Below are 15,164 nucleotides of genomic sequence, written 5' to 3' on the forward strand. Positions count from 1 at the left end.
TGACTTAGGCAACCGCAAACATCACATACAGACCCAGACCAACGGCGATCATCGGGATCGCATCCACCAGACCCATCACGATGAAGAACTGGGTACGCAGAACAGGGATCAGGTCAGGTTGACGAGCTGCACCTTCCAGGAACTTGCCACCCAGGATACCGATACCGATGGAGGCGCCGATAGCCGCCAGACCCATCATCATTGCAGCAGCGATGTACAGCAGGTCCATGTTCAAGTTTTCCATGAGGATCTCCATTTATTTAGATGTAATTGATTGTATAAAAAGGATTATTTGAGTTGCATCAACCATGGTCTTCCTGCGCCATCGACAGATAGACGATGGTCAGAACCATGAAGATAAACGCCTGCAAAGTGATGATCAGGATGTGGAAGATTGCCCAAGGCACGGACAGAATCCACTGTGACCACCAGGGTAACAAACCCGCAATCAGGATGAAGATCAGTTCGCCAGCATACATGTTGCCGAACAGTCGCAGACCCAATGAAACAGGCTTGGAAATCAACGTGACGGTTTCAAGGATGAAGTTAACCGGGATGGCAGCAGGGTGGTTGAAAGGCTGAAGCGTCAGCTCCTTCACGAACCCGCTGATACCCTTGACCTTGATGCTGTAGTACAGGATCAAGAAGAACACGCCCAAAGCCATGGACATGGTGATGTTAACGTCAGCAGAGGGAACCACACGCAGATAGGGAACACCCATCAACTGTGCAGCGTGAGGGATAAAGTCAACGGGGATCAGGTCCATGAAGTTCATCAGGAAGATCCACACGAACACCGTCAGGGCCAAAGGTGCGATGACCTTGTTACGACCATGAAAGATGTCCTTGACGTTACCATTCACAAACTCGACCAGCATCTCCACAAAGCACTGCAGCTTACCGGGCACACCGCTGGTGGCCTTGACGGCAACCTTGCGGAACAACCAGATAAACAGGGCGCCTAGCACGACGGAAAATATCATGGAATCGATATTCACCGTCCAGAACCCGGACCCTACCTGCAGGTGGGTCAGGTGGTGGGAGATATATCCCTGAGGAGTCAGGACTTCTCCGGTTGCAGACATGAGTTTTCCTAATAGTGGTTGTTAAGCGTGAATGAAACTATCCACTGTACAACGAGGGCGAGGATATAAGTGGCGAAGAACGAGGCGGTGTCGACCTCAATCCCGGCGCCAAACAGCAGGGCGAAAAGTCCTGTTGTAGTAATGAGCTTAATCCCTGCCCCACCATAAAAGTCCCGCAAAACCAGGCCTACGCTCTCTTTCGTCACCTTGCGGCGCAGAACCCAGAGCGTGAACAGGGCTTGAGGAACCCAGTACATCCCTCCTCCGTAGAGAGAGGATTGTCCGGCGAACTCTCCCGCCTGATAAAACCAGACGGTGGCGATCGCCAGGATCAGGACCAGCTGACAAACGAGCATAGCCAAGGCCAGCGTCAAACCTTCCAAGGCTATTTTCTGCTTCACCAACCTACCCCTGAACATTACAGAACTGTAAAAAATCGGGATCCGAAGACCCCAGGTTCACAGCTCGAAAAGCCGGTCAAATTATACCCGTGAAGACGGCTATTGCAACATGGCAAAAATCCTTAATTTTTGCGGCTTTCCGCGCGAAATTAAGGTTATGTTCATATCGAAAGTAATGGATGTTTTATTACTACAAAAAGCGTAAAAATCACGATTCTGACAGGCCAAAATAGCCCAATACCCGGTCCAAATCTGCCAAGTTATCGTAACTTATTACTAACTTGCCGCTATCTTTCTTGCCCGGCTGAAGTTGCACCTGATTGCCAATTTTTTCAGAAATCTGGCGCTCGAGATAACCAAACTGCGGATCGCGGACGGGTTCAACCCTGGTTTTTGCCGGTTCCAGTGCTTTTTGCACCAGCTTCTCGGTATCTCGCACTGTCAGCCCCTTCTGGGCCACCAGTTTGGCCAGCTCTGACTGGGCCTGGCCGCTCAGAGCGAGCAGGGCACGGGCATGCCCCATGTCGAGGTCGCCGTGTTCCACGAAGCGCTTCACGTCCTCGTTGAGCTGGTTGAGACGCAGCAGGTTGGTGACCGTGGTGCGGGACTTGCCCACCGCCTCGGCAACCTGCTGGTGGGTCAGTTCGAACTCCGTCAGCAGGCGCTGGAGGGCGACGGCCTCCTCGATGGCGTTGAGATCTTCACGCTGGATGTTCTCGATGAGTGCGATGGCGACGGCCGCCTCGTCGGCGACATCCTTGACCAGGCAGGGCACCACTTCGAGACGGGCCAGCTGGGAGGCGCGCCAGCGGCGTTCACCAGCAATGATTTCGAAACGGTTTTCACCGATGGAGCGAACCACGATGGGCTGGATCACCCCTTGTGCACGGATGGAGTTGGCCAGCTCCTCCAGCGCATCCTGGGACATGTCCTTGCGCGGCTGGTATTTGCCGGACTGCAACCACTCCACCGGCAGCTTGCGCAATTCCCCCTGATTGGCCGGGGCCATGGCCTGTTCGGTGCGCTGGTCGCTCATCACCTGTTTCTGGCGGGCGGCCGTGCTGGTGCTGAGCAGGGCGTCCAGCCCCTTGCCCAGCCCACGTTTCTTCGGCGTCATATGCTCTCTCGATCTGCGGTGAGCGGCTGGGACTCCTGTTCCTGGCGGCGCAGGATCTCGCCAGCCAGGGCCAGATAGGCCTTGGCCCCCACCGATGATTTGTCATAGTGCATGGCTGGCGCGCCAAAGCTCGGCGCCTCCGCCAGTCTTACGTTGCGGGGAATGATGGTGCGATAGACCTTGTCCCCGAAATGCTGTTTCAGCTGATCGGACACATCATTGGCCAGCCGGTTGCGATGATCGAACATGGTGCGCAGCACCCCTTCGATCTTCAGCTCCGGATTGACCACGGCTGCCAGCTTGCTGATGGTGTCCACCAGGGCGGTCAGCCCTTCCAGCGCATAGTATTCGCACTGCATGGGCACCAGCACGGAGTCGGCGGCGGCCATGGCGTTCACCGTCAGCATGTTGAGAGAAGGCGGGCAGTCGATGAAGACGTAGTCGTACTTGTCCCTGACCGAGGCCAGGGCGTTGCGCAGGCGGATCTCGCGGGCAAAAAACTCCATCAGGCGGATTTCTGCCGCGGTCACGTCGGCATTGGCGGCGATCAGGTGATAGCCTCCCGAGGTTTCGGGGATGATCACCTCGCCGATGGGGGCATCTTCGATCAGCAGTTCATAGGCGGTGCGCTCGACATCGTACTTGTCGACGCCACTGCCCATGGTGGCATTGCCCTGCGGATCCAGATCGATCACCAGCACCTTGCGCCGGGTAGCGGCCATGGAGGCGGCCAGATTCACACAGGTGGTGGTTTTACCCACTCCACCCTTCTGGTTGGCTATGGCAATGACTTTTCCCACACTGTCCCCTAAATGAATGCGGCGGCCCTATTCGGGCTGGATGGCTTTAAACTCCAGCAGATGGCGTTCGCCTTCCAGTTCCGGCACCACCAGCTTGTGGGTGGCAACCAGACGAATGCTGTCAGGCAACTGTGCCAGCTCCTGCTCGGGGTATTGTCCCTTGAGCGCCAGGAAGCTGCCCTCGGGTGACGGCAGATGATGACACCAGCTCAGCATGTCCTCCAGGGAGGCGAAAGCCCGGCTCAGTACACCATCAAATCCGGTCTCGGGTTGATACTCCTCCACCCGGGATTTGACGGGGGTCACATTGGTCAACCCCAGCTCCAGGATCACCTGGCGGATGAAGTTGATCCGCTTGCCCAGGCTGTCGAGCAGCACGAACTGTTTGTCCGGATTGATGATGGCCAGCGGCAGTCCGGGCAGACCCGGACCCGTTCCCACATCGATGAAGCGTTCACCGTGCAGGTGAGGACTCACCACCAGGCTGTCGAGGATATGCTTGACCAGCATGGCGTCCGGATCTCGCACCGAGGTGAGATTGTAAGCCTTGTTCCACTTGTGCAGCAACTCGACCAACTGCACCAACTGGGTCTTCTGGGTTTCGGTGATAACAATTCCGGCCTGCATGAGCAGGCCGTTCAATCTTTGCAGCATGTTGTCCAACGGGGAATTCCTCAGGCGGTTTTACGCAGCAGGCCGTGTTTCTTCAGGTGCACCAGCAGAATGGAGATGGCCGCCGGGGTGATGCCGGAGATGCGGGACGCCTGACCAATGGTCTCTGGCTTGGCATCGTTGAGCTTGGCGATCACCTCGTTGGAGAGACCATTGACGTCGCGGTAGTTCATATCCAGCGGCAGCAGGGTATTCTCGTTGCGCAGCTGTTTCTCCACCTCGTCGTGCTGACGCTCGATATAACCGGCGTACTTGATCTGGATCTCCACCTGATCCGCGGCAGCCGCATCGGTCAATGCAGGCCCCACACCCTCGATGGCCATCAGGGCATCGTAGGTCACCTCGGGGCGACGCAGCAGCTCTTCCAGGCTCTGCTCCCGGGTCAGGGGAGTGTTGACCAGGGCGTTGACGGCCTCCAGAGACGGATGCTGCGGGTGGATCCAGGTCGAGCGCATGCGCTGACGTTCCTGCTCCACCTGTTCCACCTTGGCATTGAACAGGCTCCAGCGATGATCATCCACCAGACCCAGCTCGCGGCCGATGGCGGTCAGGCGCAGATCCGCGTTGTCTTCCCGCAGCAGCAGGCGATATTCGGCACGGCTGGTGAACATGCGATAGGGTTCGCGGGTCCCCAGTGTGGAGAGATCGTCCATCATCACGCCCATGTAGGCTTGATCCCGGCGTGGGTGCCAGGCTTCCTTGCCCTGGGCGCGCAAGCCCGCGTTCAGACCGGCCATCAGACCCTGGGCAGCGGCCTCTTCATAGCCGGTGGTGCCGTTGATCTGGCCGGCGAAGAAGAGGTTCTCGATGCACTTGCTCTCCATATTGGCCTTGAGATCCCGCGGATCGAAGAAATCGTACTCGATGGCGTAGCCAGGGCGAGTGATATGGGCATTCTCGAAGCCACGGATCGAGCGGACGATCTGCACCTGTACGTCGAACGGCAGGCTGGTGGAGATCCCGTTCGGGTAGAGTTCGTGGGTGGTCAGGCCTTCCGGCTCCACGAAGATCTGGTGCGCCGTCTTGTCGGCAAAGCGGGTGATCTTGTCTTCGATCGACGGGCAGTAGCGCGGGCCTATCCCCTCAATCACCCCGGCGTACATGGGGCTGCGATCCAGGTTGTTGCGGATCACCTCGTGGGTCTGCTCATTGGTATGGGTCACGTAGCAAGGCATCTGGCGCGGATGCTGGTTGGCGTTACCGATGAAGGAGAAGACCGGGCGAGGATCGTCGCCATGTTGCTGCTGCATCACGGAAAAATCGACGGTGCGTGCATCGATGCGTGGTGGCGTGCCCGTCTTGAGGCGATCGATGCGCAGCGGCATTTCACGCAGGCGCTGAGCGAGGGCAATAGAGGGAGGATCCCCGGCGCGACCCCCTTTGTAGTTCTCCATGCCGATGTGGATCAGACCATTGAGGAAGGTGCCAACGGTCAGTACGACCGTCTTGCCGCTGATGCGGATCCCGCTCTGGGTAACGACCCCGGCGACGCGATCCCCGTCCATGACCAGATCGTCGCAGGCCTGCTGGAAGATCTTCAGGTTCGGGTAGTTCTCCAGGGTCTGACGCACCACAGCCTTGTACAGCAGGCGATCCGCCTGGGCACGGGTAGCCCGCACTGCAGGGCCCTTGGAAGAGTTGAGCGTGCGGAACTGGATCCCGCCGAGATCGATGGCCTGCGCCATGATCCCGCCAAGGGCGTCGACTTCCTTGACCAGGTGTCCCTTGCCGATCCCGCCGATCGCCGGATTGCAGGACATATGCCCCAGCGTATCTATGTTGTGGGTGAGCAACAGGGTATTGAGACCCATGCGGGCTGCCGCTGTTGCTGCTTCGGTTCCTGCATGACCGCCACCGACGACGATCACATCAAATTGTTCATGGTATTGCATTGGGGATCACCTTGATCTGCACGCCTGAAGATCTTTGTTTGCCTGGTCTGAAGGGCGGATCATTCTATCTGTTTAGCATCCGGAGGGGAACGTCTACTTCAGGATCAGTATGGATCAGGGATCGGTTAAATAGATCTTAAGGATCTTTAGATCGATCTTTTATTGGATCTTTTATTAGGATCCACGACTTCTGTTGATAAGGCATTTTTGATCATAAAGATCATTCGGTTAAGGTCGATCGCTGCTTGTGGAAAAGCTTGGATCCAGAGGGGGCGAACGGGGGGATAACATGGGTTTTTATACACAGATACATGGTTGGCAAGATCTAATACATGAATAACTATAGGTTTTGCAGAGCTTGGTACCGAAGTTATGCACAGTTATCTTGGCTTATGTGGGGAATAATCGGGAAAAACTTATCCGGATCCCCCTGTTAATAACCTGGTGGATAGGGATCTGGGGATAACCAGGGAGATCGGGGGTCGTGACCGGATCTCCCTGGCCCTGATCAGCCGATCAAGGTCATCCAGTCGTGGATCCAGGTTTCTGCGGCATCTTCCGGGATCTCGTGCTGGGTGACGTCTATCTCCAGACGCTCCCCGATCCGGTTTGCCCCGCACTCTGCCAGCAGCCGATCCAGCGTCTTGCCGCCCTGGCAGAAGGTGTCATAGCTGCGATCCCCCAGGGCGATCACTCCGTACTTGAAGGCGGCGAGATCCGGCTGCTGTTCGGCAAGATCCTGGGCAAAGGGCTGCAGATTGTCGGGTACATCCCCCGCACCATGGGTGGAAGTGACCACCAGCACGATGGCTCCTGGCTCGGTCAGGATCCTGGCCAGGCTGGCGGGGTTGTGGATCTCCGCCTGGTGGCCCGCCTGTTCAAGCAGGCCGACCACATGATCTGCGACATATTCGGAGGCCCCCAGCATGGAGCCGACGACGAGGTTGAGTTTGGCCATGGAATGGATCCTGATGTCATCGAAAAAGTGAAGAGCGGGGATCTTACCGCCAAAGCATGTGGATAAATATGGATAAAGCTTGGGGATAAGGATCCTGTCCACTTTTTTGTTGCCAAAACCGGTCTCGTGGCCGTCATGCTGCCTTCTTTCCGCCTGTTGTGACCTCATCGCACCTTTCGTTGTCAAACGACACTTTAAAACATCAATTAACAATGCAGATGCAAATGATTAGCAATTATTGAATCGATTCGATCACGGCACCTGTAGTAGCATGGCGCTGCTTTATTCGCCTGAGGCGCCGGGCTGACCGGTCCAATTGGGCACCCATAATAAGAAATCAAACATAACTTATTGATATTTGAGACACTTATATGATTGCGCAAAAAAATACCCCGAATGCCGTGATGCGAAAGAGAGGCGCACAGCTGCTGCCGCTCTCCTGTCTGCTGGCGTCCCTGCCCGTGTTGGCGGTGGAACAGGCGGATAAAGAGTTGCCCAAGGCGGGCGAAACCATGGTCGTGACTGGGACCGCCATGAAGGTCGAGGTCCCCATGGCAGAGACCCCCCGTGCCGTTTCCGTGGTCAATCGCGAAGAGCTGGACCAGCAAGCCGTACTCAAGCTAGACGAGTCCCTGCGCTATCGCTCCGGCGTCCTGTCCCAGTCCTATGGTTCGGACACGGATGCTGACTGGTTCAAGGTGCGCGGCTTCGATGCGGCTTCTTACCTGGATGGCAACCGCCTGTTCAGCACCGGTTACTATGTCTGGACTCCGGAGCCCTTCGGCCTTGAGAGCGTGGAAGTGCTCAAAGGCCCGGCCTCCATTCTGTATGGCGAAGCCCCTCCCGGAGGCGTCATCAACGCCATCAGCAAGCGTCCGACCGCGACCCCGCAGGGACTGGTGAACCTGCAACTGGGCAACCGGGATCTGCGCCAGGTCGGGGTGGATGTCTCCGATACCCTTACCGACAACAGCCGTTATCGTCTGGTGGCCCTCTACAACGAGCGGGACGGCGTGCTGGATGGCACCTACAACGAGCGCGCCTATCTGGCGCCGAGCGTGACCCTGGATATTTCGGATCGCACCACGCTGACGCTGCTTTCCAGCTTCAAGCACGATGAAGGGGTGCCGACCAACGGCTTCTTCCCGGTTTACGGCACCCTGAATACCTCCGGAGGCCAGATCGATCCCTCCACCAACCTGAGCCAGCCGGATTACGATCGCAATCGCAATACCCAGATCTCCGCCGGGTACGAGCTGGCCCACCAGCTCAACCAGACCTGGGAGTTCAAGCAGAACGTTCGCTTCAACTACAACGATCTGCTGCTGCGCCAGACCTATATCTTCCCGACCTATGAAGGCACCACCGCCTACCGCGGCCTGGTCTACCGGGATGGGGATACCAAGAGCGCCACCATGGACAACCAGATGGTGGGCTACTGGAACACCGACAGCACGGAGCAGACCCTGCTGCTGGGGGTGGATCTGCAGCGCCATGTGAATGAAGGCCAGGAAGCCGACAACTATGGCATGGGCGCCATCAACACCATGAACCCGGATTACAGCGGTTTCCCCGGTTTTGATGAATCCACCGCGACCCATCAGAAGAGCACCAAGGGTCAGAGCGGCCTCTATGCCCAGCACCAGATCCGCTGGGATGATCGCTGGCTGCTGACCGCGGGCGGTCGTTTCGATTACGTGGAAACCCACAACATCAGCGAAGCCAAGAGCAAGAACGAGAAACAGTACGACGACAACCTCTCTCTCTCCGGCAGCCTGATGTACCTGGCCGACAACGGTCTCTCCCCTTACTTCGCCTATGCGGAATCCTTCGAAGTGCTGCCGGGGATAGACCCCAACACCGGCAACTCCTACAAGCCGCTGGAAGGCAAGCTCTACGAGACCGGCGTCAAGTACGCACCCAGCTTCCTCGATGGCTACATCAACCTGGCGCTGTTCGATCTGGAGCAGACCAACTCCCTGGTCTCTACCGGCTCCGGCCAGCAGACCCAGGCCGGTGAAGTGACCTCCCAGGGGGTCGAGCTGGAGGGGAGCGTGCAGGCCACCGAGGCCTTGCGCCTGACCGCTGCCTATACCTATACCGATGCCAAGACCAATGACACCGGCAACGGCGATCGTCGTGCGAGCCTGATCCCGCGCCACCAGGCCTCCTTCTGGGGCAACTACAAGGTGCAGCAGGGCCCGATATCCGGTCTTGAGCTGGGTTCCGGCGTGCGCTATGTGGGTTCCAGCGTCGGCATCGGCGCGGTGAATGCGGACTACACCCCCATCTATGGTTCCGCCCAGGTACCGGCACACACCGTATGGGATGCGATGATCGGGTATGACTTTGCCAAGAACTGGCGTGCCCAGATCAACGTCAACAACCTGCTGAACGACACCTATGTGGCGAGCTGCGACTACTACTGCTACTACGGCGAGCCGCGCAGCATAGTCGGCACCGTCAACTACCGCTGGTAAGCGACAGGCCGGGCGGGGGCGAAGGCTCCCGCCCTCCTTCCATTCATCTACAGGCCTGTCATGGAACTCTTGTCACTGGTTTATCGCCAATACCGTTGGCCCTTCATCGCCATTACCCTGCTCAGCCTGCTGAGTGCTGTCAGCGGGATAGGCGTCATTGCCTTCATCAATCAATCACTTATCGAATCAGTCGGGGATCCGCTGCCGATCCTGGGTCAGCTTGTCGGCCTTGTCTTGCTGCTGCTGGTGATCACGCTCGGATCCCAACTTGCCCTGACCACCCTGGGTCACCATTTCGTCTACCGGTTGCGTGGCCGCCTGCTCAAGCAACTGCTGGATACCGACGTCGCCCGTCTGCGTCAAATAGGGCAGGGGCCGCTCCTGGCCTCCCTTTCCAGCGACATCGGTCAGATCACCATCGCCTTCGTGCGCCTGCCGGAGCTGGTACAGGGCCTGGTGCTCACCCTGGGCTCCATCATCTACCTTGGCCTGCTCTCTCCCGCCTTGCTCGGTGTTACCGCCCTCTGGGTCACCGTGACCATGGTGGTGGGCTGGCTGCTGGTGAACCGAGTCTATCGCCACCTGGCGCACATTCGCCAGGCCGAAGACAGGCTCTACCAGAACTACCAGTCCATCATCGCCGGGAGCAAGGAGCTGGCGCTCAACCGCGAGCGTGCCCACTTCGTCTACCACCAGCTCTATGAGCAGAATGCCCGGGACTACCGGGAGCAGATCATCCGCGCCGATACCTACCACCTGAGCGCGGTGAACTGGTCGAACATCATGATGCTGGGTGCCATCGGCCTGGTCTTCTTTCTGGCCAACGGGCTGGGCTGGGCCAACACCAATGTGGCCGCCACCTTCGCCCTGACCCTGCTGTTCCTGCGCACTCCCTTGCTACAAGGGATCGGAGCCTTGCCGACCCTGATCGCCGCCCAGGTGGCGTTCGACAAGATAGCTGCCCTCAATCTGGCGGAGCCGGACGAGGCGTTCCCGTTGCCGCCTGCGCCTCGCCCCTGGCAGCGCATCGAGCTGGAGCAGGTGAGCTTTCACTACCAGGGGGAGGGCGGTTTCTCCGTGGGCCCCATCAATTTGGTGATCGAGCGGGGGGAGCAGATATTCCTCATCGGTGGCAATGGCTCCGGCAAGTCGACCCTGGCCATGCTGCTGACCGGGCTCTATCAACCGGTCTCTGGCCGGATCCTGCTGGATGGGGAGCCGGTCACCGATCGCAACGGCTATCTGGGGCTCTTCTCCGCCATCTTCACCGACTACCACCTGTTCCAGCATTTGCTGGGGCCCGAGCCGAAAGAGGCGCTGGTCGCCGAGTGGCTTGAGCGGTTGCAGATGGGCAGCAAGCTTGCCATCGAGGATGGCTTCATCGCCGATATCGACCTCTCTCAGGGCCAGCGCAAGCGGGTCGCCCTGCTGCTGGCCCTGGCAGAGCAGCGGGAGGTGATGCTGTTCGACGAGTGGGCCGCGGATCAGGATCCCCAGTTCCGCCGCATCTTCTATCAGGTGCTGTTGCCGCGTCTCAAGGAGATGGGCAAGACGGTGATCGCCATCAGCCACGACGATCACTACTTCTCTCTGGCCGATCGCCTGCTGGAGATGCGCCAGGGCCGCCTCACCGAACTGACCGGCGAGCAGCGCGAGCAGGTGAGCCGGGATGCAGTCGCCCATCTGGATGGCAAGGTGCCGGCCAGATGCTGGCATCGATGAGACTGGCAGAAAGCCAGCACAGGAATTGCTTATGTTCGAGATGAAATCCGCCAGCTTCGCGGTCAATGACCGCACGCTGCTGCACCCCACCAGCCTTCGCTTCGAGCAAGGTCGGGTCTATGGCCTCATCGGCCACAACGGGTCGGGCAAATCGACCCTGATCAAGCTGCTGGCGCGCCAGCAACCCCACAGCGGCGGGGAGATCCTGTTCGATGACCAGCCGTTGTCTGCCTGGGGCAACCGGGAGTTTGCCCGTCAGGTGGCCTATCTGCCCCAGCACCTGCCGAGTGCCGAAAACCTGCTCGGCCGCGAGCTGGTGGAGATGGGGCGCTACCCCTGGCGCGGCCTGCTGGGCCGGATGGGAGCGGAAGATCACCGTCAGGTGGAGCGGGCCATCGCCCTGACCCACACCGAACGCTTTGCCGATCGGCTGGTGGATACCCTCTCCGGCGGTGAGCGGGGACGAGTCTGGCTCGCCATGCTGCTGGCTCAGGAGAGCCGTTTCATCCTGTTGGACGAGCCGTTGGCCGCCCTGGACGTGGCCCATCAGGTGGAGGTGCTCACGCTCGTCAAGCAGCTCAGCCGTCAGCTCAACCTCGGGGTCATCATCGTCATTCACGACATCAACATGGCCTCCCGCTTCTGCGATCGGCTGGTGGCGCTGCACTCCGGCCGTCTGCTGACCCACGGCGAGCCCGAACAGATCATGACAGGGGAGACCCTGAACGCTATCTATGGCATCCCCATGGAGGTCATTCGCCATCCGGCCCATGACCACGCCATCGCCATCGCCATCGTCTGACCGGGGGCCGCTCTTGAACCGTTTATTGAAGATGGCGCCCTGTCTGCTCAGTCTGCTGCTGCCCCTGGCAGGGGAGGCCGGGCAACTTGTCACCGCCACCAGCGCCACGCCCCGCATCGCCACAGTGGACTGGACCATAGCCGAAACCCTGCTGGCGCTCGGAGTGACACCGATGGCGGTGGGGGATGTGGCCCCCTATCGCGCCTGGGTCGGTGAACCCCAGCTTCCTGCCGGGGTGATGGATATCGGGCTGCGTGCCCAACCCAACCGGGAACTGCTGGCGGAGCTCAAACCGGATCTTATTCTCATCTCGCCGCTGGCGGCCCCCCTGGCGCCGACCCTCTCCCGCATCGCGCCGGTGCACTCCATCACCCTGTATGAACCGAGCACCGCTCTGTGGCAGCGACTGCGGGAAGCGACCCTGACCATAGCCGCCCTGGTCAACAAAGAGGCGGAGGCCGAACGCCAGCTCGCCGCACTGGAGCTGGATCTGGCACAGATGCAGGCGGCGCAGCCCACCGATCTGCCCCCCTTGCTGGTGGTGCAATTCATCGATGAGCGCCATGTGCGGGTGTTTGGCCGTGGCAGCCTGTTCGAGGCAGTGATGCAGCGCCTCGGCCTTCGCAACGCCTGGCAGGGAGAGACCAATGCCTGGGGATTCTCGGTCGCGAGCCTGGAGCAGTTTCTCGGGATGCCGGAGGCCAGGCTGGTGGTGGTGGACCCCGTGCCCGTAGGAGTTGGTGAAAAACTTCAGGAGCCTGGATTGTGGCAGCATCTCCCGCTGGTACAGAATAATCCAGTGATCCATCTGCCTGCGACATGGAGTTTTGGTGGCATATTGGCGGCCCGCCGCTTCGCCACCCTGCTGGACGGTGCCTTGCGGGAGCAGGCTGTCCACAGAGCAACCGGGGGATCAAATCAATGAGATCTTCTCTTTCTTCGCCCCTGCTGCGCCCGGGTCTCTGCCTGTTGGTGCTGACACTGGGGCTGGCTTGCACCGAGCTGGCGCGTCAACTGCCGGGGGCGCTCTGGTGGCAGGCCCTGTTCTCCCCCGAGCTGGACGATGCCCGCCAGGCGGTGGTCCATTTCAGCTGGCTGCCGCGCCTTGCCATCTGTCTGCTGGCCGGTGCCGCCCTCGGGCTCGCCGGTACCCTGATGCAGCAGGTGCTGCGCAATCCCCTGGCCTCGCCCACCACCCTGGGGGTGGCCTCCGGCGCCCAGCTGGCGATGATGATGGTGACCCTGCTCGCCCCCTCCTGGCTGCTGATCGGGCGGGAGTGGATCGCCATGGCCGGGGGAAGCCTGGCAATGGGGCTGGTCTTCGCCCTGGCTTGGCGCCGCCAGCTCAATCCCGTGGTCATCGTCTTTGCTGGGCTGGTGATCAACCTCTATCTGGCCGCCATCAGCATGGGATTGCTGCTGTTCTTCCAGGAGGAGCTCAAAGGGTTGCTGGTGTGGGGGAGCGGATCTCTGGCCCAGAACAGCTGGAGCGGCGTCGGCTATCTGCTGCCACGGTTGCTGCTGGCCGCGATGCTGGCGGCGGTGCTGGTGCGCCCGCTGGCAGTGCTGGAGCTGGACGATGCCAGCGCACGCAGCCTGGGGGTCTCCCTCAAGCATCTGCGCCTGGCTGGTCTGGGTCTCGCCGTGTTCGTCACCGCCTGCGTGGTGAGCGTGGTGGGGCTGATCGGTTTTATCGGGCTGGCGGCGCCCGCCATGGTGCGGCTGCTGGGGGTCAGAAAACTGGCCCAGCGGCTGCTGTGGGCACCCATCCTCGGCGCCCTGTTGCTGGCGGCCACCGATCTGCTGCTGCAGACCCTGAGCCGGTTCTGGCCTGTGCTGATCCCGACCGGCGCCATGACGGCCCTGTTGGGGGCGCCGCTGCTGCTCTGGCTGATCCCGCGTCTTGGCATCAAGCAGAGTGCGCCTAAGGCGAACTCCTCCCTGCAGTTGGCCCGCCATCCGGCGCCGACTCGCCTTGTTGGCCTGATGGTGTTGGGGCTGGCTGCGGCGGTGATCGCCTCCCTGTTGTTTGGGCAGGGGATGGGCGGCTGGGGTTGGCCGAGCTGGCTGCGGTGGCAGGCCCAACTGGAGTGGCGCTTGCCGCGCACGCTGGCTGCGGGTGCCGCAGGCGTGTTGCTGGCGCTGGCTGGCACCCTGTTGCAGCGAGTCAGCAACAACCCCATGGCGAGCCCCGAGCTGCTGGGGGTGAGCGGTGGCACCTTCATGGGGGTGATTGCGGCGGCCCTGTTGCTGCCCGCCTTGCCGCTGCCCATGATGCTGCTAGGGGGGCTGGTGGGCGCCTTCGCCTGCCTGTTGCTGCTGGTGCTTATCAACCGGCGCAACGGCTTCCAGCCGGAGCGGATACTGCTGTCTGGCATCGCCATCACGGCGCTGCTCGAGCCGTTGCAGGCCATCGCCCTGGCCAACGGCGACCTGCGGGTGCAGCAACTGCTCTCCTGGATGTCCGGTTCCACCTATTACGTCACCCAGCCGGTGGCCCTTGCCCTGGTGGTGTTGGCGCTGCTGATGCTGGCAGCCTGCCTGCTGGTGAGCCGCTGGCTCGATCTCATGCCCATGGGGCCGGCGGTAGCGACGGCTCTGGGGATCCATCTCGGCCGTGCCCAGCTCACCATCCTGCTGCTGGTGGCCGTGCTCACCGCCAGTGCCACCATGGTGATAGGCCCGCTCTCCTTTGCCGGTCTGCTGGCGCCGCACCTGGCCAGATTGATGGGGCTGGTGAGGGCGCGCTGGCACCTGCTCGGCGCCGCAGGCTGTGGTGCTTTGCTGATGGTGTCGGCGGACTGGATCGGCCAGCAGATCCTCTTTCCCCAGGAGGTGCCCGTCGGTCTGGTCTCCACCCTGTTAGGGGGCGCTTACTTCATGTGGTGCCTGCGCCGTCTCTAGGTTGATGGATGAAAAGCGCACAAAAAAAGCCCGGGATGAACCCGCAATGCTGATCAGTTAAGGATCCATTGACCGATCCTTCTGCTGTAGGACAATCCGGAACCAATCACTGGTTCCGGATTTTTTATGTCTATTGCAAACGATCTGAACGATGTTGTTGAGGCATCTGGCGACATGCTGGCTCGGTTGGCCATTTTTGCCGACCATATTCCCGACGAATGGATTACTGCCGCTGCCGCCTTGTCTGAAAAGGCCACTATCCGCCGACGCCGCTTACCTTCTGATATGGTCTTGTGGCTCGTCGTGGGGATGGCCTTTTTCCGCAATGAGC

The 15,164-nt window shown here is 60.2% G+C and carries 14 protein-coding genes; 6 read left to right on the top strand and 8 right to left on the bottom strand.

The window, feature by feature from the left end:
- Positions 1-4 precede the first annotated feature (4 nt).
- The 8 genes from atpE to mioC all read right to left on the bottom strand — a co-directional run bounded on the left by atpE (position 5) and on the right by mioC (position 6,925).
- On the bottom strand, positions 5-244 hold the full coding sequence (gene atpE, locus OKC30_RS07855) for a F0F1 ATP synthase subunit C (protein WP_010672265.1): 240 nt from the start codon (positions 242-244) through the stop codon (positions 5-7).
- A gap of 58 nt (positions 245-302) precedes the next feature.
- Positions 303-1,085 (bottom strand): F0F1 ATP synthase subunit A, encoded by a 783-nt coding sequence (atpB, locus tag OKC30_RS07860; protein ID WP_010672266.1) that lies wholly within the window; start codon positions 1,083-1,085, stop codon positions 303-305.
- Positions 1,086-1,093: 8 nt separating this feature from the next.
- Positions 1,094-1,504: an ATP synthase subunit I gene (locus OKC30_RS07865; protein WP_010672267.1), complete on the bottom strand. Its 411-nt coding sequence runs from the start codon at positions 1,502-1,504 to the stop codon at positions 1,094-1,096.
- Positions 1,505-1,694: 190 nt separating this feature from the next.
- Entirely contained in the window at positions 1,695-2,603 is a 909-nt protein-coding gene (locus OKC30_RS07870; RefSeq protein WP_119197113.1) for a ParB/RepB/Spo0J family partition protein, read from the bottom strand.
- Positions 2,600-3,403 carry a ParA family protein gene (locus tag OKC30_RS07875; RefSeq protein WP_029313362.1) on the bottom strand — a complete coding sequence of 268 codons (804 nt, stop codon included), beginning with the start codon at positions 3,401-3,403 and terminating at the stop codon, positions 2,600-2,602. The genes OKC30_RS07870 and OKC30_RS07875 overlap by 4 nt, the downstream gene beginning before the upstream one ends.
- Before the next feature lie 27 nt (positions 3,404-3,430).
- Positions 3,431-4,057: a 16S rRNA (guanine(527)-N(7))-methyltransferase RsmG gene (rsmG, locus tag OKC30_RS07880; protein WP_010672270.1), complete on the bottom strand. Its 627-nt coding sequence runs from the start codon at positions 4,055-4,057 to the stop codon at positions 3,431-3,433.
- A 20-nt stretch (positions 4,058-4,077) separates the two neighbouring features.
- Positions 4,078-5,967: a tRNA uridine-5-carboxymethylaminomethyl(34) synthesis enzyme MnmG gene (mnmG, locus tag OKC30_RS07885; RefSeq protein WP_113069303.1), complete on the bottom strand. Its 1,890-nt coding sequence runs from the start codon at positions 5,965-5,967 to the stop codon at positions 4,078-4,080.
- A gap of 508 nt (positions 5,968-6,475) precedes the next feature.
- The gene (gene mioC / locus OKC30_RS07890; protein WP_048209373.1) at positions 6,476-6,925 is read right to left on the bottom strand and encodes an FMN-binding protein MioC; all 450 of its coding nucleotides are present in this window, start codon (positions 6,923-6,925) and stop codon (positions 6,476-6,478) included.
- A gap of 371 nt (positions 6,926-7,296) precedes the next feature.
- On the opposite strand from mioC, the gene OKC30_RS07895 reads away from it, so the two are divergent.
- From OKC30_RS07895 to OKC30_RS07920, 6 genes are all read left to right on the top strand, one after another.
- The gene (locus tag OKC30_RS07895) at positions 7,297-9,405 is read left to right on the top strand and encodes a TonB-dependent siderophore receptor (RefSeq protein ID WP_270663758.1); all 2,109 of its coding nucleotides are present in this window, start codon (positions 7,297-7,299) and stop codon (positions 9,403-9,405) included.
- Positions 9,406-9,465: 60 nt separating this feature from the next.
- Positions 9,466-11,127: a multidrug ABC transporter permease/ATP-binding protein gene (locus OKC30_RS07900; protein ID WP_270663756.1), complete on the top strand. Its 1,662-nt coding sequence runs from the start codon at positions 9,466-9,468 to the stop codon at positions 11,125-11,127.
- Between the two features lie 31 nt (positions 11,128-11,158).
- Entirely contained in the window at positions 11,159-11,929 is a 771-nt protein-coding gene (locus OKC30_RS07905; RefSeq protein ID WP_182956060.1) for an ATP-binding cassette domain-containing protein, read from the top strand.
- Positions 11,930-11,960: 31 nt separating this feature from the next.
- On the top strand, positions 11,961-12,854 hold the full coding sequence (locus OKC30_RS07910) for an ABC transporter substrate-binding protein (protein WP_180321351.1): 894 nt from the start codon (positions 11,961-11,963) through the stop codon (positions 12,852-12,854).
- On the top strand, positions 12,851-14,833 hold the full coding sequence (gene fhuB / locus OKC30_RS07915; protein ID WP_270663750.1) for a Fe(3+)-hydroxamate ABC transporter permease FhuB: 1,983 nt from the start codon (positions 12,851-12,853) through the stop codon (positions 14,831-14,833). The genes OKC30_RS07910 and fhuB overlap by 4 nt, the downstream gene beginning before the upstream one ends.
- A gap of 126 nt (positions 14,834-14,959) precedes the next feature.
- Positions 14,960-15,164, top strand: a 205-nt coding sequence (locus OKC30_RS07920) for a transposase domain-containing protein (protein WP_270666259.1), incomplete at its 3' end; no start/stop codon positions are given.

It is taken from the genome of Aeromonas sp. QDB18, from assembly GCF_027705325.1.
GTDB classification, from domain to species: domain Bacteria; phylum Pseudomonadota; class Gammaproteobacteria; order Enterobacterales; family Aeromonadaceae; genus Aeromonas; species Aeromonas caviae.

Coding starts and splice junctions, on each gene's coding strand:
- atpB (WP_010672266.1), bottom strand. CDS start 1,085: ATGTCTGCAACCGGAGAAGTCCTGACTCCTCAGGGATATATCTCCCAC.
- fhuB (WP_270663750.1), top strand. CDS start 12,851: ATGAGATCTTCTCTTTCTTCGCCCCTGCTGCGCCCGGGTCTCTGCCTG.
- OKC30_RS07865 (WP_010672267.1), bottom strand. CDS start 1,504: ATGTTCAGGGGTAGGTTGGTGAAGCAGAAAATAGCCTTGGAAGGTTTG.
- OKC30_RS07905 (WP_182956060.1), top strand. CDS start 11,159: ATGTTCGAGATGAAATCCGCCAGCTTCGCGGTCAATGACCGCACGCTG.
- mioC (WP_048209373.1), bottom strand. CDS start 6,925: ATGGCCAAACTCAACCTCGTCGTCGGCTCCATGCTGGGGGCCTCCGAA.
- OKC30_RS07895 (WP_270663758.1), top strand. CDS start 7,297: ATGATTGCGCAAAAAAATACCCCGAATGCCGTGATGCGAAAGAGAGGC.
- OKC30_RS07870 (WP_119197113.1), bottom strand. CDS start 2,603: ATGACGCCGAAGAAACGTGGGCTGGGCAAGGGGCTGGACGCCCTGCTC.
- OKC30_RS07910 (WP_180321351.1), top strand. CDS start 11,961: ATGGCGCCCTGTCTGCTCAGTCTGCTGCTGCCCCTGGCAGGGGAGGCC.
- atpE (WP_010672265.1), bottom strand. CDS start 244: ATGGAAAACTTGAACATGGACCTGCTGTACATCGCTGCTGCAATGATG.
- OKC30_RS07900 (WP_270663756.1), top strand. CDS start 9,466: ATGGAACTCTTGTCACTGGTTTATCGCCAATACCGTTGGCCCTTCATC.
- mnmG (WP_113069303.1), bottom strand. CDS start 5,967: ATGCAATACCATGAACAATTTGATGTGATCGTCGTCGGTGGCGGTCAT.
- rsmG (WP_010672270.1), bottom strand. CDS start 4,057: ATGCTGCAAAGATTGAACGGCCTGCTCATGCAGGCCGGAATTGTTATC.